Source organism: Janthinobacterium sp. BJB304 (assembly GCF_002735765.1).
Taxonomy (GTDB): Bacteria; Pseudomonadota; Gammaproteobacteria; order Burkholderiales; family Burkholderiaceae_D; genus Janthinobacterium.
The window spans coordinates 16622-42982 of sequence record NZ_PDZN01000008.1; the positions used below are offsets into that span (position 1 = coordinate 16622).

Annotated in this window: 21 protein-coding genes; 9 read left to right on the forward strand and 12 right to left on the reverse strand. The window is 64.9% G+C overall.

The genetic code is table 11. From position 1 onward, the window contains the following. From CSQ95_RS11160 to CSQ95_RS11190, 7 genes are all read right to left on the reverse strand, one after another. A complete protein-coding gene (locus tag CSQ95_RS11160; RefSeq protein WP_099409569.1) occupies window positions 1-1041 on the reverse strand; it encodes an NAD(P)-dependent alcohol dehydrogenase in 1041 nt (346 codons plus the stop codon). A 10-nt stretch (window positions 1042-1051) separates the two neighbouring features. After that, entirely contained in the window at window positions 1052-1879 is an 828-nt protein-coding gene (locus CSQ95_RS11165) for a carbohydrate ABC transporter permease (protein WP_099409570.1), read from the reverse strand. After that, on the reverse strand, window positions 1867-2757 hold the full coding sequence (locus CSQ95_RS11170; RefSeq protein WP_099409571.1) for a carbohydrate ABC transporter permease: 891 nt from the start codon (window positions 2755-2757) through the stop codon (window positions 1867-1869). Before CSQ95_RS11170 ends, CSQ95_RS11165 begins: the two co-directional genes overlap by 13 nt. 163 nt (window positions 2758-2920) lie before the next feature. Further along, window positions 2921-4165: a sugar ABC transporter substrate-binding protein gene (locus tag CSQ95_RS11175; RefSeq protein WP_099409714.1), complete on the reverse strand. Its 1245-nt coding sequence runs from the start codon at window positions 4163-4165 to the stop codon at window positions 2921-2923. Window positions 4166-4338: 173 nt separating this feature from the next. Then, window positions 4339-4869 carry a GNAT family N-acetyltransferase gene (locus CSQ95_RS11180; protein WP_099409572.1) on the reverse strand — a complete coding sequence of 177 codons (531 nt, stop codon included), beginning with the start codon at window positions 4867-4869 and terminating at the stop codon, window positions 4339-4341. After that, on the reverse strand, window positions 4866-5384 hold the full coding sequence (locus CSQ95_RS11185; protein WP_099409573.1) for a GNAT family N-acetyltransferase: 519 nt from the start codon (window positions 5382-5384) through the stop codon (window positions 4866-4868). The genes CSQ95_RS11180 and CSQ95_RS11185 overlap by 4 nt, the downstream gene beginning before the upstream one ends. A gap of 36 nt (window positions 5385-5420) precedes the next feature. Beyond that, window positions 5421-6695 (reverse strand): amidohydrolase family protein, encoded by a 1275-nt coding sequence (locus tag CSQ95_RS11190; RefSeq protein WP_099409574.1) that lies wholly within the window; start codon window positions 6693-6695, stop codon window positions 5421-5423. A 383-nt stretch (window positions 6696-7078) separates the two neighbouring features. Between CSQ95_RS11190 and CSQ95_RS11195 the strand changes: the two genes are divergently transcribed. The 5 genes from CSQ95_RS11195 to CSQ95_RS11215 all read left to right on the forward strand — a co-directional run bounded on the left by CSQ95_RS11195 (window position 7079) and on the right by CSQ95_RS11215 (window position 15700). Further along, window positions 7079-7921, forward strand: a complete 843-nt coding sequence (locus CSQ95_RS11195; RefSeq protein ID WP_099409575.1) for a phasin family protein — start codon at window positions 7079-7081, stop codon at window positions 7919-7921. 165 nt (window positions 7922-8086) lie between these two features. After that, a complete protein-coding gene (locus CSQ95_RS11200; RefSeq protein ID WP_099409576.1) occupies window positions 8087-9838 on the forward strand; it encodes an ABC transporter ATP-binding protein in 1752 nt (583 codons plus the stop codon). Next, complete coding sequence (locus CSQ95_RS11205; protein ID WP_099409577.1) at window positions 9828-11636, forward strand: ABC transporter ATP-binding protein; 1809 nt, start codon at window positions 9828-9830, stop codon at window positions 11634-11636. Before CSQ95_RS11200 ends, CSQ95_RS11205 begins: the two co-directional genes overlap by 11 nt. 126 nt (window positions 11637-11762) lie before the next feature. Continuing rightward, window positions 11763-13463, forward strand: a complete 1701-nt coding sequence (locus tag CSQ95_RS11210) for a methyl-accepting chemotaxis protein (protein WP_099409578.1) — start codon at window positions 11763-11765, stop codon at window positions 13461-13463. 383 nt (window positions 13464-13846) lie between these two features. Further along, on the forward strand, window positions 13847-15700 hold the full coding sequence (locus tag CSQ95_RS11215; protein ID WP_070218027.1) for a tetratricopeptide repeat-containing diguanylate cyclase: 1854 nt from the start codon (window positions 13847-13849) through the stop codon (window positions 15698-15700). A 57-nt stretch (window positions 15701-15757) separates the two neighbouring features. Here CSQ95_RS11215 and CSQ95_RS11220 read toward each other — a convergent pair whose 3' ends face one another. Together CSQ95_RS11220 and CSQ95_RS11225 are read right to left on the reverse strand one after the other, a co-directional pair. Further along, the gene (locus CSQ95_RS11220) at window positions 15758-16087 is read right to left on the reverse strand and encodes a hypothetical protein (protein ID WP_070218021.1); all 330 of its coding nucleotides are present in this window, start codon (window positions 16085-16087) and stop codon (window positions 15758-15760) included. A gap of 149 nt (window positions 16088-16236) precedes the next feature. Then, window positions 16237-17505: a cytochrome-c peroxidase gene (locus CSQ95_RS11225; RefSeq protein ID WP_373631824.1), complete on the reverse strand. Its 1269-nt coding sequence runs from the start codon at window positions 17503-17505 to the stop codon at window positions 16237-16239. Between the two features lie 164 nt (window positions 17506-17669). Between CSQ95_RS11225 and acpA the strand changes: the two genes are divergently transcribed. After that, complete coding sequence (gene acpA / locus CSQ95_RS11230) at window positions 17670-19790, forward strand: acid phosphatase (protein ID WP_099409579.1); 2121 nt, start codon at window positions 17670-17672, stop codon at window positions 19788-19790. Window positions 19791-19830: 40 nt separating this feature from the next. On the opposite strand, the gene CSQ95_RS11235 is transcribed toward acpA, so the two are convergent. Beyond that, on the reverse strand, window positions 19831-20727 hold the full coding sequence (locus CSQ95_RS11235) for a hypothetical protein (RefSeq protein ID WP_143449947.1): 897 nt from the start codon (window positions 20725-20727) through the stop codon (window positions 19831-19833). A 168-nt stretch (window positions 20728-20895) separates the two neighbouring features. Here CSQ95_RS11235 and CSQ95_RS11240 point away from each other — a divergent pair, with 168 nt between their 5' ends. Both CSQ95_RS11240 and CSQ95_RS11245 read left to right on the forward strand, forming a co-directional pair. After that, on the forward strand, window positions 20896-21768 hold the full coding sequence (locus tag CSQ95_RS11240; RefSeq protein WP_099409581.1) for a hypothetical protein: 873 nt from the start codon (window positions 20896-20898) through the stop codon (window positions 21766-21768). Next, window positions 21765-23267, forward strand: a complete 1503-nt coding sequence (locus CSQ95_RS11245) for a hypothetical protein (protein ID WP_099409582.1) — start codon at window positions 21765-21767, stop codon at window positions 23265-23267. Before CSQ95_RS11240 ends, CSQ95_RS11245 begins: the two co-directional genes overlap by 4 nt. A gap of 228 nt (window positions 23268-23495) precedes the next feature. Here the strand turns inward: CSQ95_RS11245 and CSQ95_RS11250 are convergent, their stop codons facing one another. Beyond that, window positions 23496-23915, reverse strand: a complete 420-nt coding sequence (locus tag CSQ95_RS11250; protein ID WP_083287041.1) for a hypothetical protein — start codon at window positions 23913-23915, stop codon at window positions 23496-23498. Window positions 23916-24242: 327 nt separating this feature from the next. On the opposite strand from CSQ95_RS11250, the gene CSQ95_RS11255 reads away from it, so the two are divergent. Further along, window positions 24243-25313 carry a hypothetical protein gene (locus tag CSQ95_RS11255; protein WP_070224417.1) on the forward strand — a complete coding sequence of 357 codons (1071 nt, stop codon included), beginning with the start codon at window positions 24243-24245 and terminating at the stop codon, window positions 25311-25313. 3 nt (window positions 25314-25316) lie between these two features. Here CSQ95_RS11255 and CSQ95_RS11260 read toward each other — a convergent pair whose 3' ends face one another. Further along, window positions 25317-26276, reverse strand: coding sequence for a LysR family transcriptional regulator (locus CSQ95_RS11260; RefSeq protein ID WP_257218023.1), 960 nt, complete (start codon window positions 26274-26276; stop codon window positions 25317-25319). Window positions 26277-26361: the final 85 nt, after the last annotated feature.

Below are 26361 nucleotides of genomic sequence, written 5' to 3' on the forward strand. Positions count from 1 at the left end.
TCAGTCTCCTGCCAGTTCAATTTGTATCTTGACGTCGCGCGGATGGCCCTGGGCCGCTTCCTCGAACGCCTGCACGCCGTCGGCAAAGCCGAAGGTGCGCGAAATGAAGGGTTTCACGTCGATCTTGCCCGAGGCGAGCAAGGCAATGGCGCGCGGGAAGATGTTCGCGTAGCGGAACACCGACTCGATGCGCACTTCCTTGGCCTGGATGGCGACGATATCAAAAGGTACCTTATCCGGCGGCATGCCGACCAGCACCAGGCAGCCGTTCGGGCACAGCAGGTCAACGATGTGGTCGTAGGCGCGCATGCTGCCGCTGGCCTCGAAGACGATGTCGGCGCCCCAGCCATCGGTGGCCTCGCGCACCGTGTCGGCCAGGCTGGCCTGGCGCACGTCGACCGTGGTCACGGCCGCGTTATCGGCGAACAGGGCCAGCTTTTCCGGCACCAGGTCGGCCAGGATCACGCGCGAGCAGCCGCCCGCCAGCGCGGCCAGCGCAGTCATCGCGCCAATGGTGCCGGCGCCGATCACCACCGCCACGTCGCCCGGCTTGATGGCCGCCTTCTTGGCCGCCTGCAGGCCGATGGCCAGCGGCTCGACGATGGCGCCTTCGCCGAAGCTGACGTTGTCGGGCAGCTTGAAGGTGAACGCGGCAGGATGCACGACGTACGGCGTGAGGCAGCCATGGATGGGCGGCGTGGCCCAGAAGCGCACGGCCGGGTCCAGGTTGTACAGGCCGCGCATGGTGGCCGGCGAGTCGAACTGCGGCACGCCCGGCTCCATGCAGACGCGGTCGCCCGCTTTCAAATGCGTCACCTCATCCCCTGCTTCGGTCACCACGCCGGACGCTTCGTGGCCGAGCACCATCGGCGCTTCGACGGCGAAGGGGCCGATCTTGCCGTGCTTGAAGTAATGCACGTCGCTGCCGCAGATGCCGACAGTATGAATCTTGATCTTCACGTCGCGCGGGCCGACGACGAGCGGCACGTCGATGTCGCGCAAGGTGATTTTTTCCGCCTGTTCCAGTACGAGTGCTTGCATGATGAATTCCTTATTTATGTTTGAGCATGGAGTTGAGCAGCCGTCCCAGGATGCCGACGAACAGCAGCGGCGGCAGCGCCAGCAGCACGGTGGAAGCGTTCACCACGCCCCACGGCACTTCCTGGCCCATTGAGGTAAATGCCGACGCCACCACGGGCAGGGTCATGCTTTTCGACGAGGTGAGCGCCAGCGCGATCATCAGTTCATTCCAGACCAGCACGAAGCTGAAGACGATGCCGCCCATCAGGGTCTTCGAGGCCACCGGCAGGGCCACGTGCCAGAACACCTGGTAGGGGCCGTAGCCGTCGAGCGCGGCCGCTTCCTCGATCTCCATCGGAATGCGGGCAAAGGCGGGAATCGACAGCCAGATGATGGTCGACAAAGTCACCAGCAGATACGTCACCACCATCGACAGGCGCGAGTCGTACAAGCCCAGGTCGATCCAGATGGAGATCAGCGGGATGGCGACGGCCACGGGCGGCAAAAAGCGCAAGGACAGCAGGAAGAACTGGATATCCTTCTTCGCAGGAATCGGATAGCGGGCGATCGCATATGCGGCCGGCACACCGAGCACGGCGCCCAGCAACACGGCCACGCCGACGATGGCCACGCTGTTGCCCAGTCCCGTGAGTACCTCGGGGCTGGCCAGCACCTGCTGGTAGTTGGCCAGGGTCGGGCTGAAGAAAAAGCGCGGCACGGGCGTGACGATGTCCATCAGCTCCTTGAAGGAATTGAGCACGGCCCACAGGATGGGGAACAGCGCCACCAGGATAATCATGGTGGTGATGGCGGTGGTGGTGACGGCGCCAACGCCGCGCGTCAGAGTCAGTTTTCCCATTTGGCGACCCGCTTCCAGAGTAGAGTGAAGATGACAGTGGTGGCCAGCATCATCAGCACGGCCATGCTGGACGCGTACGACACCTTGCCCATCAGGCCGATGCCTTGCGCGTACGCGTACATGTCCAGCGTTTCGGTGGAGATGCCGGGGCCGCCCTTGGTCATCACGTAGATCAGGTCGAACGAGCGCAGCGACTCGACCATCTTGATGAACACGAGGCTCATGATCGGTACCTTGAGCATCGGCAGCGCGATGTAGGCATACACATGGAGCGTGTTGGCGTAATCGAGGCGCGCCGCTTCCAGCGGTTCGGCGGGCAGGGTTTCGAGCAGCTTCAGGATGACGGCGCCGAAGAACAGGCCCCACTGCCAGATATCGACCTGCGCCACCGCATACAGGGCCGTGGCAGGGTCCGACAGCAGCGCCGTGCCGCCCAGGCCCACGCATTCGAGCAGCCAGTTCAGGATGCCCATCAGCGGCGAGTACATGAACTTCCAGATGAAAGCGGCCGAGACGCGCGGCAGCAGCACGGGCACGATCAAGAGCAGCGCGATGACGTCACGCGTGCGTCCCTTGACTTTCTCGAACAGGAACACGGCCAGCAGCACGCCGACGAGCAGCGAGCCGGCCACGGTGACCACTTCCCAGATGGCCGATACCTGCACGGCATTGAGGAAGCGGCGGTCTCCGAACAGGCGGATGAAATTGGCGAAGCCGACGTAGTCGCTGTCGCTGTAGCGCAGCACGCGGTTTTGCAGGGCCAGGTTGATGGCGGCGATGCTGGGCACCAGGCCCAGTATCAGCAGGACCAGCAGCGGCAGCGTCAGAAAGACGGCCGGCAGCCAGGTGTGGTGTTTTTTACGGATGGTGTTTGGCATAAGGATCAGCTTTCAGGCGAGGATAGGCAGGCGCTGGCTTTAACCCCAAGGCGAATACCGGGGTCAGACCCGACGGGGGATTGCGCCCCAGTGGGGCGCAATCCGATCGCGAAGCGACCGACCCCAGCCTTTCGCCGTCGGGGGTTGGAACAGTACTACCGGCCTATTTGCGTTTACTAGCCCGCTGCATCACTTCCGTCGCATACTCGTTGGCCTCATCGAGCGCGCTTTGCACGTCGCCGCGCGTGCCCGTAAACACCTCCTCCAAAACTACGCCCAGGTTGTCGCCGATGTCCGGCCACTCGGGGCTGGGCCAGATGGTGACGCGCGAGACGGGCGTGGTGTCCGTCAGGCCCGCCTGGATCTGCGGCTTGACGTGCTTGCGGAAGTACTCGCTGGCGATGGTGCTGCTGCGGTTGTAGTCGCTGAAGACGTTGTCCTTCAGGCGCGCCTGTTCCTGCTCCTTGCCCGTGGCCCAGGCGATGAACTTGCCGGCCGCCTGGCGCGTGCATTCATCCTTCGCACCCGTGGCGGAGATGGCCAGGCCGTGGCCATACGCGGCCGATGGCAGCGGCGATGGCGGGCGCGCATAGCCCACCTTGTCGACCACCGAGGATTTTTTCGGGTCTTCCATCCAGTCGGCGAACGGCGTCGATTCGATCATGAACGCCACCTTGCCCGACCTGAATGCTTCGAGCGCGTTGCTCCAGTCGTAGGTGGCGCCGCCCGGCGGCGAATACTTGAACAGTTCGCGGTACAGGGTGGTGGCCTTCACGGCCTGCGGCGAATTGAAGGCCGGCACGCCATTGTTTTCCCACTTGCCGCCGGCGGCCAGCATGAACGGCGCCCAGCGCCACACATTCATGCCGGAGCCGCGCTGGCCGCGCGCCGCCCAGCCGTACACGTTCGGCGGGTTGTTGAGTTTTTTCACGGCGGCGACCAGTTCGTCGAGCGTCTTCGGGACGGCGATGCCCGCCTTTTCCAGCAGGTCGCGGCGGTAGAACAGGAAGTCGCTGCCGCCGATCAGGGGCGCGAAATACGCCACGCCCTTGTACGAGGCGACGGCGCGGCGGCCCGGCAGGAAGTCGTCGTAGTCGGCGTCCTTGGGCAGGTATTTGAGCAGGGGAACGACCCAGCCGGCCGTGGCGAATTCGGCCACGTTGGCTTCGTCGATGTAATAGATCTGGTAGGAGCCGGCCTTGGTGGAAGCGTCGAGGCGGGCTTTCGAGCGGCGGTCGTTTTCGCCGAAATAGCTGATCTGCACCTTGGTGCCGTTTTTCTTTTCATACTCGGCCAGGGTCTTTTCCATCACGGTCAGGCCCAGGCTTTTTTGCGCCAGCACCTTGAGGACGGGCACCGAGCAGCTTTGCGCCAATGCCGCCGGCATCGATGCACAGGCGGCGGACATGACGCCGCCCCATGCAATAGCAGTAACGATTTTCATCACGAGTCTCCAGTTTTTATAGTCCGGCGGTCTTCCACCGGTATGCCAACTATAAAAACAAAGACCGCGCGCCACCACTACAAAAGACGCCGCTTTCTAAATACTTTTTTTCACTTTTCCGATACGGATTTGCCGCGTCAATCCAGGCGAAAATCACGGCGGTAGACGTTCGTATCCTTGCCGTCCGGCTGGCGGCGCGTAAAACGCTCGAAGCGCAGCCCCAGCTTGTTGAGCAGATTGATCGACGCCTGGTTCTGCAGCGACGTGATGCCGTACAGGGTGGGCAGGCGCAGCACGTGCTGCGCATGCCGCACGATGGCCGCCGTCGCCTCCCAGGCATAGCCCTGGCCCCAGTAGGCGGGACGCATGGCGTAGCCGATATCGGGGCCGGGCAGGCTGTCGCGGCGCACCAGACCGGCCATGCCCACGGGCGCGCCATCGCTGCGGCGCTCGACGATGTACAGCGAATAGCCATGGTCGCGGAACTGCGCCATCGGTCCCGACTCCAGCGCGGCGCGGGACGCTTCCAGTGTGTCGATGTTGCGCTGGCCGATGTTGGCGATCCACGACGGGTCGTTGACCAGCTCCATGTAGAAGGCCGCATCGTCCAGGGTGGCGGTGCGCAGACGCAGACGGGGCGTCTCGATCACGGTGACGGCGCCGCTCATGCCGGCCACTGCATCGGGTCGGTCAGCAGCTGGTACATCACGTAGGCGTCGACATAGCCCAGCTGCGCGTGGCGGTAAGCCAGCGGCAAGGTGGCGACCACCGTGAAGCCCAGTTTTTTCCACAACGTGACGGCGGCCAGGTTGGTGCTGACGACGAAGTTGAACTGCATCGCCAGGTAGCCCGCGCGGCGCGCCTCTTCCATGCAGTGCACGCCCATCAGGCGGCCCACGCCCACGCCCTGCGCGGCGGGATCGACCATGAACGAGGCATTGGCCACGTGCGATCCATGGCCCGGCTGGTTCGCCACCAGCTTGTACATGCCCAGCAGGCGCTCGCTGCCCATCACGGCGACGAAGCTTTGCACGCCGGGACCGAACCAGTAGGCGTGGCACTCTTCGCGCGAAGTCCCGGCGGGGAAGGTATAGGTGTCGCCGCCGGCGACCAGGGTCTGGAAGATCAGCCACATGGCGTCGAAATCGGCTTCATTGGCCGGGCGGATATCAATTTCTTTCAAGGCGGTGCTCCCGATAACAAGTGATGGCCGATTGTATCAGCGCCCCAGGCGGAAGTTCACACTCTCGGGCCGCCCCGGCAAATGCAGGCGCGATTGCGCGCGCGGCGCCTCGCTGACGACTTTCCCGCGGCGCAGCACCAGGCGCCGCGCGGCGCGCAGGCGCAGCGCTTCCACCGTGGAGCCGCAATCGAGGATCAGCAAGTCCGCGTGGCAGCCGGGCGCAATGCCGTAGCCGTCCAGGCCCAGGATGCGCGCCGGCGTCTCCGTCACGGCCAAAAAACACTCGTGCATCGCCTGCTGGCCCGTCATCTGCGCCACGTGCAGTCCCATGTGCGCCACTTCCAGCATGTCACCGGAACCGAGGCTGTACCACGGATCCATCACGCAGTCGTGGCCGAAGGCGACGGGAATGCCGGCGGCCAGCATCTCGGGCACGCGCGTCATGCCGCGCCGCTTCGGATACGTATCGTGACGCGCCTGCAGGGTGATGTTGATGAGGGGGTTGGCGATGGCCGCCACGCCCGCCTCGCGGATCAGGGGCAGCAGTTTGCTCACATAATAATTGTCCATCGAATGCATGGACGTCAGGTGCGAGCCCGTCACCCTGCCCTGCAGCCCCAAGCGCTGGCTGTGGAAGGCCAGGGTTTCGATGTGGCGCGACAGCGGATCGTCCGATTCGTCGCAATGCATGTCGACCATCAGGCCACGCTCGCAGGCAAATTCGCACAGCAGGCGCACGGATTCCGCGCCGTCGGCCATGGTGCGCTCGAAATGCGGGATGCCGCCCACCACGTCGACGCCCATGGCGATCGCGCGTTTTAAATTATCGAAGGCGCCGGGACTGCGCAGGATGCCGTCCTGCGGAAAGGCCACCAGCTGCAGATCGAGATACGGCGCCACCTGCCGCTTGACGTCGAGCAGCGCTTCGACGGCCAGCAGGCGCGGGTCGCAGATATCCACGTGCGAACGGATCGCCAGCAAGCCGCGCGCCACGGCCCAGTCGCAATACTGCAGGGCGCGTTCGACCAGCGCGTCCTGCGTCAGTTGCGGCTTCAGCTCGCCCCACAGGGCGATGCCTTCGAGCAGGGTGCCGGAGGCATTCACGCGCGGCAGGCCATAGCTGAGCGTGGCGTCCATGTGGAAATGGGCGTCGACGAAGGGCGGCGTGACGAGGTCGCCGGCGGCGTCGATCTCTTGCGCGCCCGTCACGGGCAAGGCGGGACCGACGGCGGCGATGCGGCCGCCCTCGATGGCGATATCGATGGCGCGGCGCCCGTCGGGCAGGCTGGCATTGCGGATGACTAGGTCCATGCGGACACTCCTTCGGTTGACGTCTGTGTCTGGCGCTTCGAGTTAATTATCATTTTATATATTCCCCGTGGATGTTGCAGTGCAAGAAACCAGCCACTGGCAAAAGCGTAGCCATAGATTCCCTGGCAACACCTTGCGCGCGCGCAAACTTCCCGCAAATGCTGCCAGGCGCATGAATAGCGCAAACACACGGCGCACGCCCTTGAGAAAATAACTTTCAACTAACTCGAATCACCGCTAGAATATTCATATTGCGTTGCATCATAAAAAGTCTATGATCAGCTATTTAGCACGCTACCCACTTTACAAAACGCGGCCAACTCTGGTTTTCGGGATTTTGCAGAGCGTTTTGCCAGCATTTTAATCCGTACAAAGGAGTAAATATGTTTTCGCTTCCAGAACACATTTCCAGCGCCGCCAAGTCGCAACTGGAAAACCAGCTGCAAATCTTCAGCACCCTGACCAGCAAAGTCTTCGAAAGCGCCGAGAAAATCATCGCCCTGAACCTGAACGCCGGCAAGGCCGCCATCTCGCAAACAGCGGAAACGGCGCAGCACCTGCTGGAAACGCAGGACCCGCGCGACTTCTTCAGCTACAGCACCGGCCAGGCGCAGCCGAACATCGAGAGCGTGCTGGCCTACAGCCGCCAGCTGTTCGGCATCGCCTCGAGCACCCAGGCGGAATTGCTGGCCACAGCCAAGGCCCGCCTCGAAGCGGCCGCGCCAGCAGCCGCAACCGCCCCGGCTCCTGCAGCAGCCAAACCTGTCCTGGCCGTCGCGGCGCCCGCACCTGCGCCTGCGCCTGCACCAGCGCCGGCCGCGGCGCCTTCCCCCGTTGCCGCCAAGCCTGCTGAAGTAGCCAAACCTGCCGCCGCGCCGGCAGCCAAACCGGAAGCAGCGCCTGCCAAAGCGGCCGAGAAGGTCGCAGACAAGCCCGCCGCCAAAGCGGTGGAAGCCAAGCCGGCGGCCAAGCCTGAAGCAGCCAAGCACGCAGCGGCACCCGCCGCCGCACCAGCGAAAGCCGCCGCGCCAGCCCCCGCCAAGCCAGCCGCGAAGTCATTTCCTTCGAGCAAACCCGCCGCCAAGCCGGCCAGCACTGCCGGCAAGACCGTGGCCAAGGCCGCCGTGCAGCACGCCCCTGCGCCAGCGGCCAAGGCGGCAGCCAAGGCAGCGCCATCGAAACAGCTCGACATGCTGGGCGGCGGCAAAGGCAGCGGCCGCAAGTAAGCTTCGCGCACGGCACTGATGCGGCAAAACAACGGGCTACGGCCCGTTTTTTGCGTGCCCGTCCACAGCGCGCTTTTCCGCCTTGTTGTATCCTACGCGTACTTTCCGTCCGCGTGCCCGTCCTTCCGCCCCGCGACACCCCATTACTCAAAACAAAAGGTAACCATGAGTTTATCGAGGCTCATCGCCGGCTTCGTGCGTCAGCATTGGCCGGCGTATGCCGCCGCCGCCTTCATGCTGACAGGCGTGGCAACACTGACCGTCTGGATCCCGCGCCGCGTGGGCGCCATCATCGACGCGCTGGCCGCACACCGCATGACGGCCGCAGAACTGTGGCTTGAGCTGCTGACCCTGCTCGCCGTCGGCGTCGTCATCTACTTCCTGCGCGTGGGCTGGCGCATCACCCTGTTCAAGGCCGCCTACCAGCTGGGCGTGATGCTGCGCACGCGCTTCTACACGCGCATGTCGCAGCAGGGCGCGTCGTTCTACCAGAATCAGCGCACGGGCGACCTGATGGCGCTGGCGACGAACGATATCGACGCCATCGAAATGGCCGCCGGCGAAGCCATGCTGGCCGGTTTCGACGGCACTTTGACCCTGCTGATGGTGCTCGGCATCATGCTGCTGGGCGTGGACTGGCGCCTGGCCTGCATCGCCCTCTTGCCCTTCCCGCTGATGGGACTGGCCTTCTGGCGCATTTCCAGCCATATCCATACGGCGTCCACGGATTCCTTGAAACGCTTTTCCGCGCTGAACGACCATGTGCAAGAGTCCTTATCGGGCGTGCGCACCTTGCGCGCGCTGGGCCTGGAAGAGCGCAGCAGCAAGCAGTTCTCCACCCTGGCCGGCCACGCGGCCAACGCCAGCCTGACGGCGCAGCGCTGGGAAGCGGCGTACGAACCGGCCGTCGGCCTGACCCTGACGGCGGCCACGGCGCTGACCCTGGGCCTGGGCGGCTACCTGGTATGGCAAGACCAGCTGACCATCGGCGCGCTGACGAGCTTTTCCATGTACCTGGGCCAGCTGATCTGGCCCATGTTCGCCGCCGGCTGGGTACTGTCATTGATCGAACGGGGCCGCGCCGCCTGGCAACGCCTGCAGCCGATGCTCGACGCGCCGCTGGCCATCGACGACCATGGCAGCATCGCCACGCTCGCGCCCGGCCCCCTGCAATTGCAGGACGTCGGCTTTGCGTATGCGGGCCAGACGGCGCCGGCCCTGACCGGCATTTCGCTGCGCTTGCAGCCGGGCCAGACCCTGGGCCTGGTCGGTCCCACGGGCAGCGGCAAGTCGACCCTGCTGCGCGTGCTGCTGCGCCAGGTCACGCCGCAATCGGGCACGGCCACGTGGAATGGGCACGCGCTGGACGCCTACACCTTACACGCGCTGCGCGCGGCCATCAGCTGGGTGCCGCAGGAATCCTTTTTATTCTCCGCTACCATCGCCGACAATATCGCGCTGGCCCGCCCCGGCGCCACGCGCGAGGAAGTGGAGCGGGCGGCGCAGCTGGCCGACATCCACGCGGACATTTTGCAGTTCCCCGAAGGCTATGCCACCCACGTGGGCGAAAAGGGCATCACCCTGTCCGGCGGCCAGCGCCAGCGCGTGGCGATCGCCCGGGCTCTCTTGGCCGACAACGGCTTGCTGCTGCTCGATGATGCGCTGTCCGCCGTCGACACCGGCACGGAAACGCGCATCCTGCAGCACCTGGAGGAATTGCGCCGCAAACGCCCCGAGCGCAGCGCCATCATCGCCAGCCACCGCCTGAGCGCCGTCGTCAACGCGGACCTGATCCTCGTGCTGCGCGACGGCCACGTCACGGAAACGGGCAACCACGACGCGCTGATGCAGCGCGACGGCTGGTACGCCAGCCAGTGGCGCTATCAACAACTGGAGGCCAGCCTCGATGCCATCTAAGAACGACCAAGCCACCACCGCCACGCCATCCGTGCGCCGCCAGGCCGTGCAGGCGATCGGCCTGCTGCGCCGCGCCGCCGCGCCGGACCTGCGCCATCTATACTGGGCCACGTTCTGGCTGATCCTCGCCGCCGCCCTCGAAGTGACGGGACCGATTCTGGGCAAGGCCCTGATCGACCAGCATCTGCTGCCGCGCCACCTGGACTGGACGCGCATGTCGCTGCTGCTGGGCGGCTGCCTGCTGACGGGCTGGGTCGCTTCCGGCCTGCGCTATTTGCAGCTGGTGCGCCTGTCCGGACTGGCGATGCGCTCGGTGCAGCGCCTGCGCGAAACCGTCTACCAGCACGTGCTGCGCCTGCCGATGAGTTTTTTCGACCGCGCCATCACGGGGCAGCTGGTCAGCCGCGTCACCAACGACACGGAAGCGGTGAAATCGCTGTACGTGCAGGTGCTGTTCGTCATCCTCGACAGCTCCATCGTCCTGGTCGGCACCATGGCCGCCATGGCCTTTCTCGACTGGCGGCTGATGCTGATCGTGCTGGCCCTGCTGCCGGCCGTTCTGCTCATCGTCTTTTTGTATCAGCGCTGGAGCGCGCCGGCCGTCACACGCGCGCGCGCCCTGCGCAGCGAGATCAACGGCCAGATCGCCGAATCGATCGGCGGCATGAGCGTGCTGCAGGCGAATAACGCGGAAAAGCGCTTCGGCGCGCGCTTCACGGGCATCAACCAGGACCACTACACGGCGCGCATGCAGGAATTGCGCGCCAACGCCTGGCTGCTGCGCCCCGCGCTCGACATGCTCAACATCGTGCTGCTGGCCGTCGTCATCTTCAGCTTCGGCCGCCGCGACATGGGTGCCGTGGAAGTGGGCGTGCTGTATGCGTTCATCAGCTACATCGCGCGCGTGATCGAACCGCTGATCCAGATCACCATGCAGTTCAGCCAGCTGCAGCAGTCGGTGGTGGCGACGGCGCGCGTCTCGGCCCTGCTCGACGAAGCGCAGGCGCTGGAACACGCACAGGGAAGGGAGACACCGGTCCTGCGGCAGGCGAAAACGGGCAGCGACGTGCCCGCCGTCGACATTGCCCGCCTGACCTTCGCCTACGTGGAAAACCAGCCCGTGCTGCACGACCTGTCGCTGAGCATTCCCCAGGGCGCGTTCTTTGGCATCGTCGGCCACACGGGCAGCGGCAAGTCGACCCTGCTCTCCTTGCTGCTGCGCTTCTACCCCGTCACGCAGGGCAGCATCGCCATCAACGGCGTCGCCCTCGACAGCATCGACAACGAGCACTTCCGCGCCGACGTGGGCCTGGTGCCGCAAGACCCCTTCCTGCTGGCCGCCTCGGCGCGCGAAAACATCGACATGGGCCGCGGCTACACGCAGCAGCAGATCGAGACGGCCGCGCGCGCCGCGCATGCGCACGACTTCATCGCGGCGCTGGAACACGGCTACGACACGCCGCTGGGCGAAGGCGGCTCGCGCCTGTCGTCGGGGCAGAAGCAGCTGATCGCGATTGCCCGCGCGCTGGCCGGCCAGCCGCGCATTTTGCTGCTCGACGAAGCGACGTCGCGCATCGATAGCCAGACGGAGCAGATCGTGCAGACGGCCCTCAACGAGTTGCGCGGCAAGGTCACCATCATCGCCATCGCCCACCGCCTGTCGACCATCCGCGAAGCTGACCGTATCATCGTGCTCAACCATGGCCGCATCACGGAAGCGGGACCGCACGAGGAACTGATGCAGATCGAAGGCGGCCTGTACCAGCGCCTCTACCTGCTGCAGCAACTGGCAATTTGATAGCCATGGGGCGCCGTTGCATGGCGCCACTTTTTTTCTGTACGGCATTAAAAATGCCGTACAGACGGGAGTATATTCATCTGGCGGGCAGCGCCAACGGCCCCAACCACACTTCCGGGGGATACCATGCGCAGCAAACTATCGATCAGGAATATCTTTGCCGCCATTTTTCTCCTCAGCCTGGCGCTCTCCGTCATCAGCCTGTGGGCGCTGTTCCGCGTGGCGGGCAAGCAGGCCGAGGCGAACCGCGTCACTGAAACGCGCTACCAGTCCTACCTGCTGGCCGACGAACTGCGGCAAAGCTCGGACGACCTGACCCGGCTGGCCCGCACCTACGTCGTCACCGGCGACGCCAGGTACGAACAGCAATACCTGGACATCCTCGACATCCGCAACGGCAAGAAGCCGCGCCCCGCCCATTACGAGCGCATCTACTGGGACTTCGTGGCGGCAGGCGTGCCCGTGCCCGCATCGACGGGGCCCGCCGTGCCGCTGGCAGAACTGATGCGCAAGGCCGGCTTCAGCGAGCAGGAATTCGCCAAGCTGCGCGAAGCGCAAGCCAATTCGGACGGCCTGGTCAAGACCGAAGTGATCGCCATGAACGCCGTCAAGGGCCGCTTCGACGACGGCAGCGGCAACTTCACCAAAACCGGGCCGCCGGACCTGGAAATGGCCCGCGCCATCATGCACGATGCCCAATACCACAGCAACAAGGCGAAGATCATGCAGCCGGTGAATGAATTCCTCACCCTGCTCGACCAGCGCACGGGCGCGGCTGTGCAGACGGCGATGAGCGGCACCATGGCGGCCTACTCCGTCACGGTCGGCGTGCTGCTGGTATCCGTCATGGTCTCGCTGCTGTGCCTGTTCCTCGTGTACCGCCACATCAAGCGCAGCCTGGACCAGGCGATCGCCACGGCGCAGCTGATCGCCGGCGGCGACCTGAGCATCGACGCCGTCATCGAACGAGCCGATGAAATCGGCGTGCTGCTGCATGCGATGAACACCATTAACGCCAACCTGACGGGGCTGATCGGCGACATCCGCAGCGGCACCGGCGAAATGTCGGTGGCCACGCACGAAATCGCGCTGGGCAATGCGGACCTGTCCGCGCGCACGGAAGCGCAAGCCAGTTCCCTCGAAGAGACGGCCAGCTCGATGGAAACGCTGACGGCGACGGTGCGGCAAAACGCCAGCAACGCCGGCGAGGCGAACCAGCTGGCCGCCACCGCCTCGGCCGTCGCCGTGCAGGGCGGCGCCGTCGTCGCCCAGGTGGTCAGCACGATGGGCGCGATCAAGGAAAGTTCGAGCCAGATCGCCGACATCATCGGCGTCATCGACGGCATCGCCTTCCAGACCAACATCCTGGCCCTGAACGCGGCCGTCGAGGCGGCGCGGGCAGGCGAACAGGGACGCGGCTTCGCCGTCGTCGCCGGCGAGGTGCGCAGCCTGGCCCACCGCAGCGCTGCCGCCGCCCAGGAGATCAAGACCTTGATCGGCGCCTCCGTGGAACGGGTCGACGCCGGCAGCAAGCTCGTCGACGAGGCGGGGCGCACCATGGCGCTGGTGGTGGAATCGATCCAGAAGGTGGCCGCCATCATGAGCGAAATCACCAGCGCCAGCCACGAGCAAAGCGCGGGAATCAGCGAGGTCAACCAGGCGGTCACGCAGATGGACAACATCACGCAACAGAACGCCGCCCTGGTCGAGCAGGCGGCCGCCGCTGCCGAAAGCCTGCAGGAACAGGCGCAAGCCCTGATCGCGGCCGTCGCCATCTTCCGCCTGAAAGGCAGCCCGCCGGCCACGGCCGCCCTGCCCCTGCGCTGACGCACAGCCAAAGTGTGCACTTTCGCAAATTTCCGCGCACTGCATGATATTTCTGGATTGCAACAGAATATAATCTGTTACAGACAGGTGGTCATTGCGGGAGCGGGACGTTGGCAGGCAGACAGAGACGGGCATCATGGCGAAAGGCGCATTGGCTGCTGGTATTGGCCTGCTTGCTGCCGCCTGCCGCACACGCCCAGGTCAGCGACCTTGAGCAGTATCTTGCCGCCGTGCGCGACGACGGCCGCTACGTGCCCGCGCGCGCGCTGCAACGGCTGCAGGAAGTCGAAACGCAGGCGCGCAGCGCTCCCCTGCCCGTGCGCGCGGAATTCCTTACCCAACTGAGCAACGCCCGCATGCGCCTGGGGCAGAACGACATCGCCATGCAGCTGGCCGAGGAACTGATTGCCTACGCCCGCATGAACAAGAGCGACGTGGCGCTGGCAAAAGGCATACTCAACAAGGCCTACATCACGTTTGCCCGCAACGAGCGCCGCGCCTCGCACCTGCTGGCCTTTGAGGCGGAAAAGATCGCCAATGGCACGGACGACTTGCCCGTGCGCGTGCAAGCGACCATCAGCGCGGGCCAGTCGTGGGCCGAGGAAGGCAATTTCCCGTTTGCGCTTGCCAAGCTGCAGGCAGCCGTCGACCTGGCGCGCCAGAGCAAATCCCCGTCCAGCCTGGCCGCCGCCCTGAATGCCCTCACCCTGCTGTACACGCAGATGCGCGAATACGACAAGGGCTTCGAAGTGCTCGACGAGTTGCTGGCAGTCTCCGCGAGACTGGCGTCACCGGGCCGCATGGCGCAGGCAAAGAATACGGAATACGGGCTGGCGCTCGACGCGCAGCAGCCGCAGCGGGGCCAGCGCGCCCTGCTGGCGGCCCTGGCGCTGGAACGCCAGCTGGGCGCGCGCGGCATGGTGGCCGTCACCCTCGTCAACCTGTCGGACAGCTACCTCAAGGAAGGCGACTACGCGCGCGCCTTGCGCTATGCAAATGAAGCGATCACGGCGGCGGACCTCGTCAACGATGAACAGGTGGAGGCGACGGCGCGGCTGAACATCGGCCAGGCGCTGATCGGCCAGGGACGGCTGCAGGAAGGCAAGCAAAGCGTGGCCACGGGCCTGGCCTACTACGAACGCACGGCCAACCAGCCGGAAATGCAGGCCGTGCTGCTGGAATACGGCATGGCGCTGGAAAAGGCGGGCGACCTGCGCGGCGCGGTCACTGCGTACCACCGCGAGCGCGGCATTTCCAACCAGCTGTTCGAAAAGCAGCGGCAAAAGGCCGTGTATGAACTGCAAGAAAAGTATGAGGCGGAAAAGAAACAGCGCCAGATCGAGCTGCTGAGCCGCGAAAATCAGCTGAAGAGCACCGAAATCGACAACCGCCGCCTGCAGCAGCGCGTGTGGTGGCTGCTGGCGCTGGTACTGGCCATGGCGTCCACCATCGTTGGCTTGCTGTACCGCAAGGTGCGTCATGCGAACGTGCAGCTGAAGGTGAAAAACCAGGAACTCAAGCGCCAGAGTTCGCGCGACCCGCTGACGGCCCTGTACAACCGCCGCCATTTCCAGGAATTCATGCGCAGCCATGCGGGCAAGCCGCAGCCCTCCTATGCCGGCGACGATGTCGTGGGCGCGCTGTTCCTGCTCGACGTCGACCACTTCAAGCACATCAACGACGCTTACGGCCATGCGGCGGGCGACCTGGTGCTGACGACGATCGCCGAAACCCTGCACGACGTGTTGCGCGAAACGGACATGATCGTGCGCTGGGGCGGCGAGGAATTCCTTGCCTTCCTGCCGGCCGTCGCGCGCGACGGGCTCGACGAGATCGCGCGGCGCATCCTCAACGGCATGGCGGCGCAACGCATCGACTACCAGGGCCAGACCATCGAAGTGCACGTGTCCGTGGGCTTTGCGCCCTATCCGCTGGCGCCGCTGGGACGGCCGCTCACATGGGAACGCAGCGTCAACCTGATCGACATGGCGCTGTACCTGGCCAAGGCGCACGGGCGCAACCGGGCGTATGGCTTGCGCGGTTTTCATCAGGTGGAAAGAACGACCCTGGAAGCGGTGGAGCAAGACCTGGAACGCGCGTGGCGCGACGGCTTTGTCGATTTGAGCGTGGTGCTGGGGGGGATGGACGAGGCGGACAGGACGGAGACGGCTGGAACGCAGACGTTGACGCCAGGCGGCCAAGCGGGCGATGGCGTCGCCGCAGCTGCCGTCACCTGACGACAGCTGCGGGAACCGGGCCGGCGTTAGCTGGTCCTGGCGCGGTGATGACGGTGATTACTTGTGCGCGGCGTCCTGCATCTTTTCACCGGCTTTTTCCACTTTCTTGCCGACGGCATCGGCCGCTTCGCTCATTTTCTTGTCGGCGTCAGCGGCGACCTGGTCCATCTTGGCGCCCGTATCAGAAGCGGCCTGGCTCACGGCGGCGTCAGCTTTGGTCGCGGCGGCCTTGATGTCGGCTTCAGCCTTGGCAGCGGCCGCATCGATCTTCTGGCCAGCTTGTTCCGCAGGACCGGCGGCGACATCGTCCTTCTTCTGGCAGGCAGCCAGTGCCACAACCATCATCCCGGCGGCGCACACGGTCATCCAATTTTTGCTTGCTTTCATGGTATTCCCTTTCATTGTTATCAAAAGACACAGATCAGTTCGCAATATACACCTGCCTAAAATTTTCTAGCGTGCGCTAACGCACATAAAAACAGGCTTTTGTAGCGTAGTTGTAAGCAATGGTATCTTGATATTTTTTTAGCATGCGTTCAATGTGCCGCAGAGGCCGGCCGATAGCCATCCGTCAAGGTATGCAGGAAGGCGATCACGTCGGCGATCTCCGCTTCGTTCAGGGCCGGCGCCTGGCCCGGCTGGCGGTCGAACGGCGCTTCCACGTTGACATTCGCCTCGAGCCCCGGCGGCAAATCGTCGTATTTGCGCACCTTGCCGTTTCGATCTGCCGGATACCATTTTTGCGGCGCCGTATCGCGCTGCACGTAAAAGCGCAGCACCTGCTCCAGACTGTCAAAACTGCCGTTGTGGAAAAACACCTTGCGCAGGGCGACATTGCGCAGGGACGGCGTCTTGAAGCTGCCGCAGTACTCCTTGTGCTCCATCAAGTCGGTGCGGTCCGGGCCGCACAGTCCCATGTCGAAGAACGCCGGGTCCGCATTGGCCGGCAGCTTGCCATTGCGCGGCACGCCGATATTGATCAAGCCGTAATCGGTAAATTGGGGAAAGGCGCCGCCGGAAGTGATCTGGCTGATGTGGCAGGACGCGCAATTGCCCTTGCGCTCATCGTTGAACAGGGCCAGGCCGCGCGCTTCCTGCGGACTCAAAACGGCCTGCTTGCGCAAGACGGCGTCATACTTGCTCGTGTACGGATAGAAATCTAGCGGGCTTTCCTGGAACACTTCCAGCGACATCAGCGCCCAACGCAAGGCCTGGCCCGGCTGCTCGAAAATGTCGGCGCCATACGTCTGGCGAAATTGCGCCGCCAGGGGGCCAGCGCGCAATTTGGCGACGACGGCCGCCGCGTCGCGGTTGCCCATCTCGCGTTGGGAGAGCAACGGCGCCAGCGCCTGCTCATGGCCGGACTGGGCGCGGCCATCCCAGTTGCGCCCGCCCGTGGGGCCCGCATCGACGCTGTCGTCGCCATCGTCGTCGTGATAGTGCTCGGTAAAGGCCGGTGCGGTCTGCAGGTAACGCAGCGAGGGCGCCGCGCGCGTGCCCGCATCTTTCAGCTCCGGGCCGCCCAGCTGTACCGCCAGCCCGTTCGGCGGGCCATACGCGTGCTCGGGACTGTGGCAGCTGGCGCACGACATCTTCCCCGACACGGACAGGCTGGGCTCGAAAAACATGGCGCGGCCCATGGCCGTCATCTGGGCCACGGAAGGCTGGCGTGGCAGGGTGGGCGCGTAGGCGCCCGCCAGATAGGCGGGCTTGGCCGCGGCTTCCTTTTGCGCTGCCGGATGGCAGGCGGCCAGCAGGCAGGCGGCTACAAAGGCGAGCAGCAGTGAGGGCTTCGTTTTCATCATGGGCTGGCAGCGTAGCAACGGTATGTGACCGCTGCGTGACAAGTCCCTGCAAAACGTAATGTATCAAGTCCGTACATTACGTCATGTAACAGACGCTGACATGTCACGCAGCTGACATATTGCCTGCCTAGCATGCGACGTTTTCCACCCAGAAGGCATGAACAATGAAACCGTACGCTCGCCCTGTCTTACGTCCCCTGCCAATCTTGCTGTCGCTGGGCCTGGCCGCCTGCGGCAGCAATTATGCGATCACGCCCAGCACCACGGGCCAGGTGATCGGCAGCTACTATGAAAACGCCCAGGTATGCCTGGAAAGCGGCACTGCCAAGCTGACGTGCGACAGCGGCTCGCCAACGGTGCGCACGGCCGCCGACGGCAGCTACACGCTCGACGGCCAGGGCGCCGTGCTGGTGACCGTCGGCACGGACGCCATCCGCCATGAAGCCATCGGCGACAGCGGCAGCAAGGTCACGCAAAAACTGCTGCTGCGCGCCCCCGCCGGCCACAGCGCCTTCGTCAGCGCCCTGTCGACGGAACTGGCGCAGGTCATGGACGGCAATGGCGGCGACTTTGCGGCCGCCAGCAGCAAGCTGGCCGCGCGCATCGGCGTGTCCGAAGCGGGCCTGGCGTCCGACTTCAACAAGGCCAGCGGCGACGAGCTGGCGAAACTGAAGGCGGAAAACGCCAGCGTGACGGCCTTGATCGCCAGCGCCAGCGCGCAGGCGGCACCGGCCGACGCGCTGGCCGCCCTGAACGGCGCCCTGGCGCTGAACAATATCCAGACCATCGTCGTCATCTACGCGGAAAACCGCGGCTTCGACAATCTGTACGGCCTGTTCCCGGGCGCGAACGGCGTGCCGGGCGTCAGTCCCACGTCGACTTCCGCCTACGTGCCGCAGAAAGACTATGACGGCAGCACCTTGCCCGTGCTGCCGCCCACCTGGGGCGGCATGACGGCGGCCGGCCAGAGCACCGTCATCACGCAGGCGCAATCGGCCAACCTGCCGAACAAGCCGTTCCAGATCGATGATGCCGGCAGCCCCCTGTACCTGCCGCAATCGGTGATCACGCGCGACCTCGTGCACCGTTTCTACAACAACCAGATGCAGATCAACGGCGGCGCCAACGACAAGTTCGCGGCCTATTCCGACGCGGGCGGCCTGTCGATGGGCTATTACGACGGCAGCAAGATGCAGCTGTGGGACATCGCCAAACAATATGCGCTGGCCGACAACCTGTTCATCAGCGCGTTTGGCGGCTCCTTCCTCACGCACCAGTATCTGATCTGCGCCTGCGCGCCCACGTATCCGAACGCCGACACCTCGGTGGCGAAAGGCTCGATCGCGAAGATCGACGTCGACGCCAACGGCAACTTCGTGCGCCTGACGCCGTCCGCCACGGCGCCGACCACGGTCCTGAACGGCGCGCCCGCCTACGCCAACGACGGCGCGCTGACGCCGGCAGACGGCACGGGCATGTTCTACGCCGTCAACACCATGCAGCCGCCGTTCCAGCCCAGCAGCAACGCCCCGGCATCGGCCGACAGCAGCAAGCTGTATGCGGACACGGGCAAGGCCAACACGCTGCCGCCGCAGACGCAGACGAATATCGGCGACTTGCTCTCAGGCAAAAATATCGACTGGGCCTGGTATGCGGGCGCCTGGAAGGACACGACGGCCCTGGCCACGGCCAGCGCGCGCGCCGGCAGCTTCCCGAATCCGCCGAACTTCCAGTTCCACCACCAGCCGTTTAACTATTTTGCCAACATGGACCCCGTGAAGGCGCCCGCCTACCGCGCCGCCCACCTGCGCGATTTCGACGGCCAGTTCCTGGCCGACGCGGGCGCCGGCAAGCTGCCGCCCGTGACCTTCTACAAGCCGCAGGGCAATTTGAACCAGCATGCTGGCTACGCCAGCGTGGCCGACGGCGACGCGCACATCGCCAGCGTCATCGCCCAGCTGAAGAAGAGTCCGCAGTGGAAGAACATGCTGGTCATCGTCACCTACGATGAAAACGGCGGCTTTTATGATCACGCCGCGCCGCCGAAGGGCGACCGCTGGGGCCCGGGCACGCGCGTGCCGGCCATCCTCGTCTCGCCGTACGTGAAAAAGGGACTAGTTGACCATACGCAATACGATTCGGCTTCGATCCTGCGCGCCATCACGCACCGCTTCGCCCTGCCCGTGCTCGACGGCTTGAGCACGCGCGACAAGGCGCTGGTGGCCAACGGCGGCAAGCCGATGGGCGACTTCAGCGCCGCGCTGGCGCTGGTGCCGCAAGAGTAAGCGTCGATAGGGGAAGCGGCGGGCGTTTTAGTTGTTGGCGCTACTGGCCCGGGGACGCATCGAGCAGCGAACGTTCGAGCAATTGCGACAAGGCCGCGCGCAGCGCCTGCGTGCGCGCCGCCAGTTCCGGCCGCTTGTAGCGCTCGGCGGCGATCAGGCTGTTTTCCAGGCAGATCCGGTCGCCCTTGGCCAGGCAGGCGTCGGCCAGGTCGAGCTGGGCGCTGGCTTGCGCCACTTTTACTTTGGCGTCGAGTTCCAGGGTGTCGGGATCGTCGCCCCAGCGCTTCACATAGGCGGCCAGGCGCGTGGCGGCCAGCTCAGGCTTGCCCGCGTCGAGGGCCTGCTGGACGCTGCCTTGCAACGCCGTCCACGCCTGCGCCCGCTGCTGTTGCCTGTCGCAAGTAGCGGCGGACTTGCTGATATTCGCCTGCAAGCGCTTGATCTGCGAGGCGGGCGCCTTGGCGCTTTTCAGCACGGCCAGCGCGCTGCGCGCCCCATCCAGGTCGCACTGCGCCGCCAGCGCGGTGGCGGCCTCGACCTGTTCCGCCACGCTGGCCGGCTTGTCGGCCGGCTTGTTATAAAACCAGATACCGGTCAGCACCACGGCCGCCGCGATCCACGTGCGCAAGCGCACGGGCGGGCGCGGCGGCGGCACCGAGCCCCTGCCGGCAGGCTTGGCGGGCGGCGCCTTGGCCGGCGCGGCAGCCGGCGGCGGGGCCGGCTGGGGAGGGGAGAGTGGCTGAGGTACGGGCTGAGGCGCGGCTTGCGGCGTGAACACGGGCGGGGCGACGGGCACCGGCGGCGGCGCCACTACCTTCTCCAGAACAGGCGCTTGCGCCACCTGGCGCGCGCCGCAAAACGGACAATGCGCCACGCGCAGCGGCAAGGTCCGGCCGCAGGCGGCGTTGATGCAAACGTCATTCACTGTTTCAAGCACATTCCAACCTTTTCCTGGAGTCATTCCACTGCGTTCTGCCGCAATATTACCTTACGCGGCCAAGGCAACGGCGCACCGGCCCCGTGTTCCCTTGCCTTGATACCAATCAAAAAGCCTCCACCGCCGCGGCCTAAGCTACAAGCACAGGCCAAGGACAAGGAGAACGCCATGTCAGCCCACCTGATCATCGAAGACGGCCAGCCCTGGTGGGACAGCGCCGATATCTGGGTCGTGCCCGGCAATGATCCGAATGGCCCGCCCGGCGCACCCATTGCCGGCACCAGCAATTACCTGTGGGGCCGCGTGCACAACACGGGCAACAGCGCCTCGAACGGCGTGCGCGTGGACTTTTACTGGGCCGATCCTTCCGGCCAGATCGCCGTCGGCGCCGCCACGCAGATCGGCTCCGCGTTTGCCGACCTGCCGCCCGGCGCCACGCAGGAAGTGCTGTGCCTGGTGCCGTGGGTGCCCGTCATCGTCAATGGCGGCCACGAATGCCTGCTGGCCGTGGCCCACGGGCCTGGCGACGTCAACCCGCTGCCCGACCCGCTGCCCAACGGTTTTCCCTTCCAGCCCAAGCAGCACGACCAGATCGCCCAGCGCAACGTCAACGTGGTGCTGGCGGCCAGGCGCGCGCAATTGCTGGCCATCGCGGTGGCGGCCCTGCCCCGCGAAACGAAAAAAGTGGAACTGCAGATCGAGTATGGCGGCGAGCTGCCGGAGCGCCTGCTGGCCACCCTCGGGCTTGAGCGATGGCAGCCGGCCAGGGACGCACACCTGGTCGCAGGCCTGGCGCGTACGCCCCATTGCAATGGCGACGCGCCCGGCGAGCAAACACTGGTGCTGGAAGTGCCGCGCGGCCAGGCGCAGGCCGTGTATCTGAGCGTGCGCGCCGAAGCTTTGCCGCCACGCCAGTATGCGCTGCTGCGCGTGCTGGAAACCCAGGATGGCAAGCTGCTGGGCGGCGTCACGTATGTCCTCACCGATCTGGAGAAAGAGCAAGCGCAAGAACAGCAAAGCCCCGAGGAGCAAGCATCATGAGCGACACACCCCTGCAGGTGCTGACGCGGCCGTTCGCGATCGAGCCCGTCACCAATATCATGCTGCCCGATGGCATCTTCGACAATGCCATCTATGGCTTGCGCATTGCCGCCCACGTCACCAATATGTCCGGCAGCGCCCTGACGAATGTCACGGTGTACCTGGAAAGCGTGGGCGACCCCGGCATCGTGCCCGTGGCTCGCACCTTCTTCTTTGCCAGCATTCCCGCCGGCGCGGCCATGCTGGTCATGTGGGATGCCGATTTCCAGCATGCGGCGCCCGGCAAGAGACTCGTCAGCTTTGTCGCCAAGGCGGACGGCTACACGCCGCACCGCTCGATCCAGCAAATCTTCGTGTCGCAGACGCGCTTTGACAGCACGACCAACACCTACACGTGTACGGTCGAGGAAGGCACGCTGGAACTGTCCAAGCCGCAGGGCCATCTGCCGGGCAAGCGCTGGGGCAGCACGGGCACGGATGGGAAGGAGTGCCGCTGCCCGCCCGGCCTGGGCCCCATCGTGCCGACCGGCATGACCCTCGTCTGGACGCCGAACCCCGCCTATGCGGGCACGCATGGCGAGCTGCCGTTTTCCGACCCGTGGTGGAAGGTTCTCGCCATCATCATCGCCATCATCGCCGCGCTGGTGGCCATCATTGCCGCCGCGCTCGGCTCCGGCACGGCCAGCTTCAGCGTGGGCGGCAGCTTCGAGGAAACCGATCCCAGCGTCGATTGCTGCTCGCTGGAAGGGGCCGGCTCGGGCCAGCCCGAATTCACGGTGGCGGGCGTGGCCTCGGCCATCGCTTCGGGCGCCATCGCCGTCGCCTGCTCCGATATCGCCGACCCGTTCTGGCGTGGTCAGGAAGCAACACCACCGGCCGCAGGCGAACTGACCCTGGCCGAGCGCGTGGTGGCGAAATGGGTGTTGCCGGAAGCGCCGAATGCGGGCCTGCCCTATACGGCCGACATCAGCTGGGAGTACGATCGTTTCACCACGGGCGCCACCTACCAGCATGCGGTGACCGAAACGCAAGTCAACATCCACGTGGCGGGGCCGGTGGAAACGGATACGCCCGCCGTCGTGCAAGCCTACGAACCGTTGTGGCTGCGCGCCAGTTTCAAGCGCGACAACGGCAATGTCTTCCGCGGCACGGAGCTGTATGCGTTCGTGCTGTTCCAGGCGCCGCAGGGCCTGTATTTCGTCGAATCGCTGACCGACGACGGCCTGGGCTTCGACCCGGGTGCCAACGACGGCGTCTATGCAGGCAGCCTGGACTTGAAGCGCGCTTACCGCACCCTGCTGCAATATGATCAAAAAGTCTACGGCACCTGGAGAGTCTTCGTCTTCGCCCAGGACGTCAACCTGACCAAGCCCGGCACGCCGCCCGAAATCGCCGCCCAGCACATCGGCGGCATGTTCGTCGCCAGCGCCATTGAAATTACCTTCGACGATACCCTGCCCTGCCCGCTCAAGGCGCAGGCGAATATCGTCGTGGTGTGAGGGGGAAAATCGAAAACGGCCGGAAAAAACGCGCAGGGCCAAGCGCCGCCCCGAAGACAGTACGCCAGGACCGAGGGAAAGGCTACAAACTGTGGCCTTTCGTACAGCCATTCGTAAGCGCGCCAAGAGCGGCTGAGAAAATGCTCAGGGCTAGGCGCCGCCTCGAAGACAGTACGTCAGTACGGCGAGAGGCAGGCAACAACGCCTTGGGCGTTTTATCAGCCGCTCTTACACCTTGACCGCGTCGGCCTTGGCAATAACCGTGCGCGGAATGATATCCATCGCCGGACACGTATCCATCGCATCCGAATACGCGAGCCAGCGCTGCAGGCTTTCCATGCGGCGGATGGTGATGCCCTTGCCATTGATGTAGCCGATCTGCTCGAAATTGGCGGGGCTGGTGGTCAGTTTCGACACGGTGGGCGCATTGTCGACCAGGCGGTCGTAGGCCTTGCGCGCCTTGTGCTCCCACTTGGCCAGCGCGGGATCGTCAAAGCGGTTGCTTTCAAAATACACGGTAATGGTGCGGTCGTGGTTGGCAAAGCCGACGATGGCCGCACCTTTGCGTATGGTCAACAGGACATCTTCCTTGACGCCTGTGACGGGAACGAACACGGCAGCACGGCCATCCGCATCCGGCCGCTCCATGGGAATATCTTGTCCGATTATGCTCATCACATCACACTCTTAGTCTTCGCCTGTTGGCTTGTTGTCCCTGCTTCACTGAAAGCATGCCACCGTGCGCATGCGCGCTTTTGCCGCTGCGCCGGGCCGCTGCCAGGCTCGCTGCCAGGCTCGCTGCCATGCCCTGTCATACCGTTTCATACCATTTTTCAAATAATACATTGCCGGAAAGCACTACACAAGACAATCAGGGGCGCGGCAGCCGCCTGTCCTCCGCCGGATGGGGAATGGTGACGGCCGGGGCAATCGCCTTATAATGCTGCGATTACTTCACGCCCCCACCTTCGCACCATGACGCTTCCCGAGAATGACACCAGCCGGCTCGACGCCATCAGCGCCGCCGCCACCGAAGTGGCCGCGCAAAACGTGGCCGACCTGCTGGCCATGGCCATCCGCCACCGCCCGGACGAACCGTCCCTGATCGTCTGCGACAAGCGCAGCTGGCTCAACGTGGTGCTGACGGAAGCGTACCGCCAGGCCTTGCCGGACGCCACCTTCATCGATTTCGACGAGGTCACGCCCGACGCCGTACTGGCCGCGTTTGCCGAACTGCCGGCCGGCAGCCTCGTCGTGCTGATCCAGTCGACCAGCTTCCGCCTGGAAGCGTTCCGCATCCGCATCGAACTGTTCAAGCGGGGCCTGAAAGTCATCGAGCACGTGCATCTGTCGCGCATGCCCGGCGTGCAGGGGCTGCACTACATCGCCTCGCTGGCTTACGACCCGGCCTATTACCGCGGCGTCGGACATGCACTGAAAGCGCGCATCGACGGCGCCCGCCACGGCATGGTCGACAGCGGCGGCGAGCAGCTGGTCTTTGCTTCCCCGTTCGAACCAGCCAAGCTCAATATCGGCGACTACAGCGGCATGAACAATATCGGCGGCCAGTTCCCCCTGGGCGAAGTATTTACGGAAGCGCAGGACCTGGAAGCGGTGAACGGGCGCGTGCGCATCTTCGTCTTCGGCGACACGCACTTCATGGTCAACCGCCCCGATACGCCGATCACCCTGATCATCGACAAGGGCAGAGTCACGGGCACGGAGCACGCCACGCCGGAATTTACCGCCATGCTCGAGATCATCCGCGCGCATGAAGGCGAAGTGTGGGTGCGCGAACTGGGCTTCGGCATGAACCGCGCCTTTTCGCGCGAGCAGCTGGTCAACGACATCGGCACGTATGAACGCATGTGCGGCATCCATCTGTCGCTGGGCGCCAAGCACGGCGTGTATACAAAACCGCAATTCAAACGCAAGGATGCGCGCTACCACGTCGACATCTTCGCCGTCACCGAAGCCGTCTACCTGGACGACGAGCGCGTGTATGCCGATGGCGCCTGGACGGTGGAACCGGTCGCGTTCAATTGACCGTCAGCTGAAAAATCCTGCCGCTGCCAGCTCGCGGTCCCACGGCGGCACGGGCTGGTATTCGGCCACCAGGAAATCGATCAGCGCGCGCACCTTGGGCGATGGCTGGCGGCTGGCCGGATACAGGGCGCTCAAGTGATTCAGGGGCAGGTCCCAGCCGGACAGCACGGGCAGCAGGCTGCCATCGAGCAGATTGCGCCAGGCGAGAAACGTGGTGCTGTAGACGATGCCGAGTCCCCGCTGCGCCGCCTGGTGCAGCACCAGCCCATTATTCGCCGTGAAACCCGCCTGCACGCGCACGCTCACCTCCTCGCGCTGTTCCCCTTCTCCACGCTGGAAATGCCAGTTCGTGCCATCGGTCAAATGGCTGAAATGCAGGCACTGGTGCTTCAATAAATCCTGCGGCGTCTGCGGCACGCCCCATTGCGCCAGATAGGCGGGACTGGCGCACAGCACGGCGCGGCACGGCGCCAGCGGGCGCATGGCCAGCGCGCTGCTGTCCGGGATGCCGCCCACGCGGATGGTCAAGTCAAAGCCGTGCCGTATCGGGTCGAGCAGCGCATCGTCGACAAACAGTTCGGCCCGCACCTGCGGGTGCAGCAAACTGAAACGGGCAACGGCATCGGCCAGCCACGCGCTGCCGAAGCTCGATGGCGCCTGGATGCGCAGCGGCCCGGCCAGCTCCGCCCCCGCTCCCGCCTGCGCCACGTGCGCCACCATGCGCGCCGCTTCCTGCGCCTGGCTGACGGTGGCCATGCACGGCGCCAGGTAGGCGCGGCCCGCGTCCGTCAGGCTCACTTCGCGCGTGGAGCGGTGCAGCAGGCGCGCGTTCAGGCGCTCTTCCAGCTGCATGATGGTCTTGCTGACCATGGCACGCGTCAGCCCCAGGCGCTGCCCGGCCGCCGTAAAGCTGCGCTGGCGCGCCACTTCGACAAAGATTTCCATCGCTTTTAGTTGATCCATGTCAAAGATTGTCTGCGTTTTAGCGACAATCTGTCAACCGCCGGGCGATTGTTTGCGCACTGTCCCCATCCTACAATGGCGCCTT

Bases quoted from the DNA above. Each gene is read 5' to 3' on its own strand.
- CSQ95_RS11180 (WP_099409572.1), bottom strand. From the start codon at position 4,869: ATGAGCGGCGCCGTCACCGTGATCGAGACGCCCCGTCTGCGTCTGCGC.
- CSQ95_RS11220 (WP_070218021.1), bottom strand. From the start codon at position 16,087: ATGAAAGCAAGCAAAAATTGGATGACCGTGTGCGCCGCCGGGATGATG.
- acpA (WP_099409579.1), top strand. From the start codon at position 17,670: ATGAAACCGTACGCTCGCCCTGTCTTACGTCCCCTGCCAATCTTGCTG.
- CSQ95_RS11170 (WP_099409571.1), bottom strand. From the start codon at position 2,757: ATGCCAAACACCATCCGTAAAAAACACCACACCTGGCTGCCGGCCGTC.
- CSQ95_RS11215 (WP_070218027.1), top strand. From the start codon at position 13,847: ATGCAGCTGGCCGAGGAACTGATTGCCTACGCCCGCATGAACAAGAGC.
- CSQ95_RS11165 (WP_099409570.1), bottom strand. From the start codon at position 1,879: ATGGGAAAACTGACTCTGACGCGCGGCGTTGGCGCCGTCACCACCACC.
- CSQ95_RS11205 (WP_099409577.1), top strand. From the start codon at position 9,828: ATGCCATCTAAGAACGACCAAGCCACCACCGCCACGCCATCCGTGCGC.
- CSQ95_RS11160 (WP_099409569.1), bottom strand. From the start codon at position 1,041: ATGCAAGCACTCGTACTGGAACAGGCGGAAAAAATCACCTTGCGCGAC.
- CSQ95_RS11200 (WP_099409576.1), top strand. From the start codon at position 8,087: ATGAGTTTATCGAGGCTCATCGCCGGCTTCGTGCGTCAGCATTGGCCG.
- CSQ95_RS11225 (WP_373631824.1), bottom strand. From the start codon at position 17,505: ATGATGAAAACGAAGCCCTCACTGCTGCTCGCCTTTGTAGCCGCCTGC.
- CSQ95_RS11210 (WP_099409578.1), top strand. From the start codon at position 11,763: ATGCGCAGCAAACTATCGATCAGGAATATCTTTGCCGCCATTTTTCTC.
- CSQ95_RS11245 (WP_099409582.1), top strand. From the start codon at position 21,765: ATGAGCGACACACCCCTGCAGGTGCTGACGCGGCCGTTCGCGATCGAG.
- CSQ95_RS11250 (WP_083287041.1), bottom strand. From the start codon at position 23,915: ATGGAGCGGCCGGATGCGGATGGCCGTGCTGCCGTGTTCGTTCCCGTC.
- CSQ95_RS11175 (WP_099409714.1), bottom strand. From the start codon at position 4,165: ATGTCCGCCGCCTGTGCATCGATGCCGGCGGCATTGGCGCAAAGCTGC.
- CSQ95_RS11255 (WP_070224417.1), top strand. From the start codon at position 24,243: ATGACGCTTCCCGAGAATGACACCAGCCGGCTCGACGCCATCAGCGCC.
- CSQ95_RS11240 (WP_099409581.1), top strand. From the start codon at position 20,896: ATGTCAGCCCACCTGATCATCGAAGACGGCCAGCCCTGGTGGGACAGC.
- CSQ95_RS11195 (WP_099409575.1), top strand. From the start codon at position 7,079: ATGTTTTCGCTTCCAGAACACATTTCCAGCGCCGCCAAGTCGCAACTG.
- CSQ95_RS11190 (WP_099409574.1), bottom strand. From the start codon at position 6,695: ATGGACCTAGTCATCCGCAATGCCAGCCTGCCCGACGGGCGCCGCGCC.
- CSQ95_RS11260 (WP_257218023.1), bottom strand. From the start codon at position 26,276: ATGGATCAACTAAAAGCGATGGAAATCTTTGTCGAAGTGGCGCGCCAG.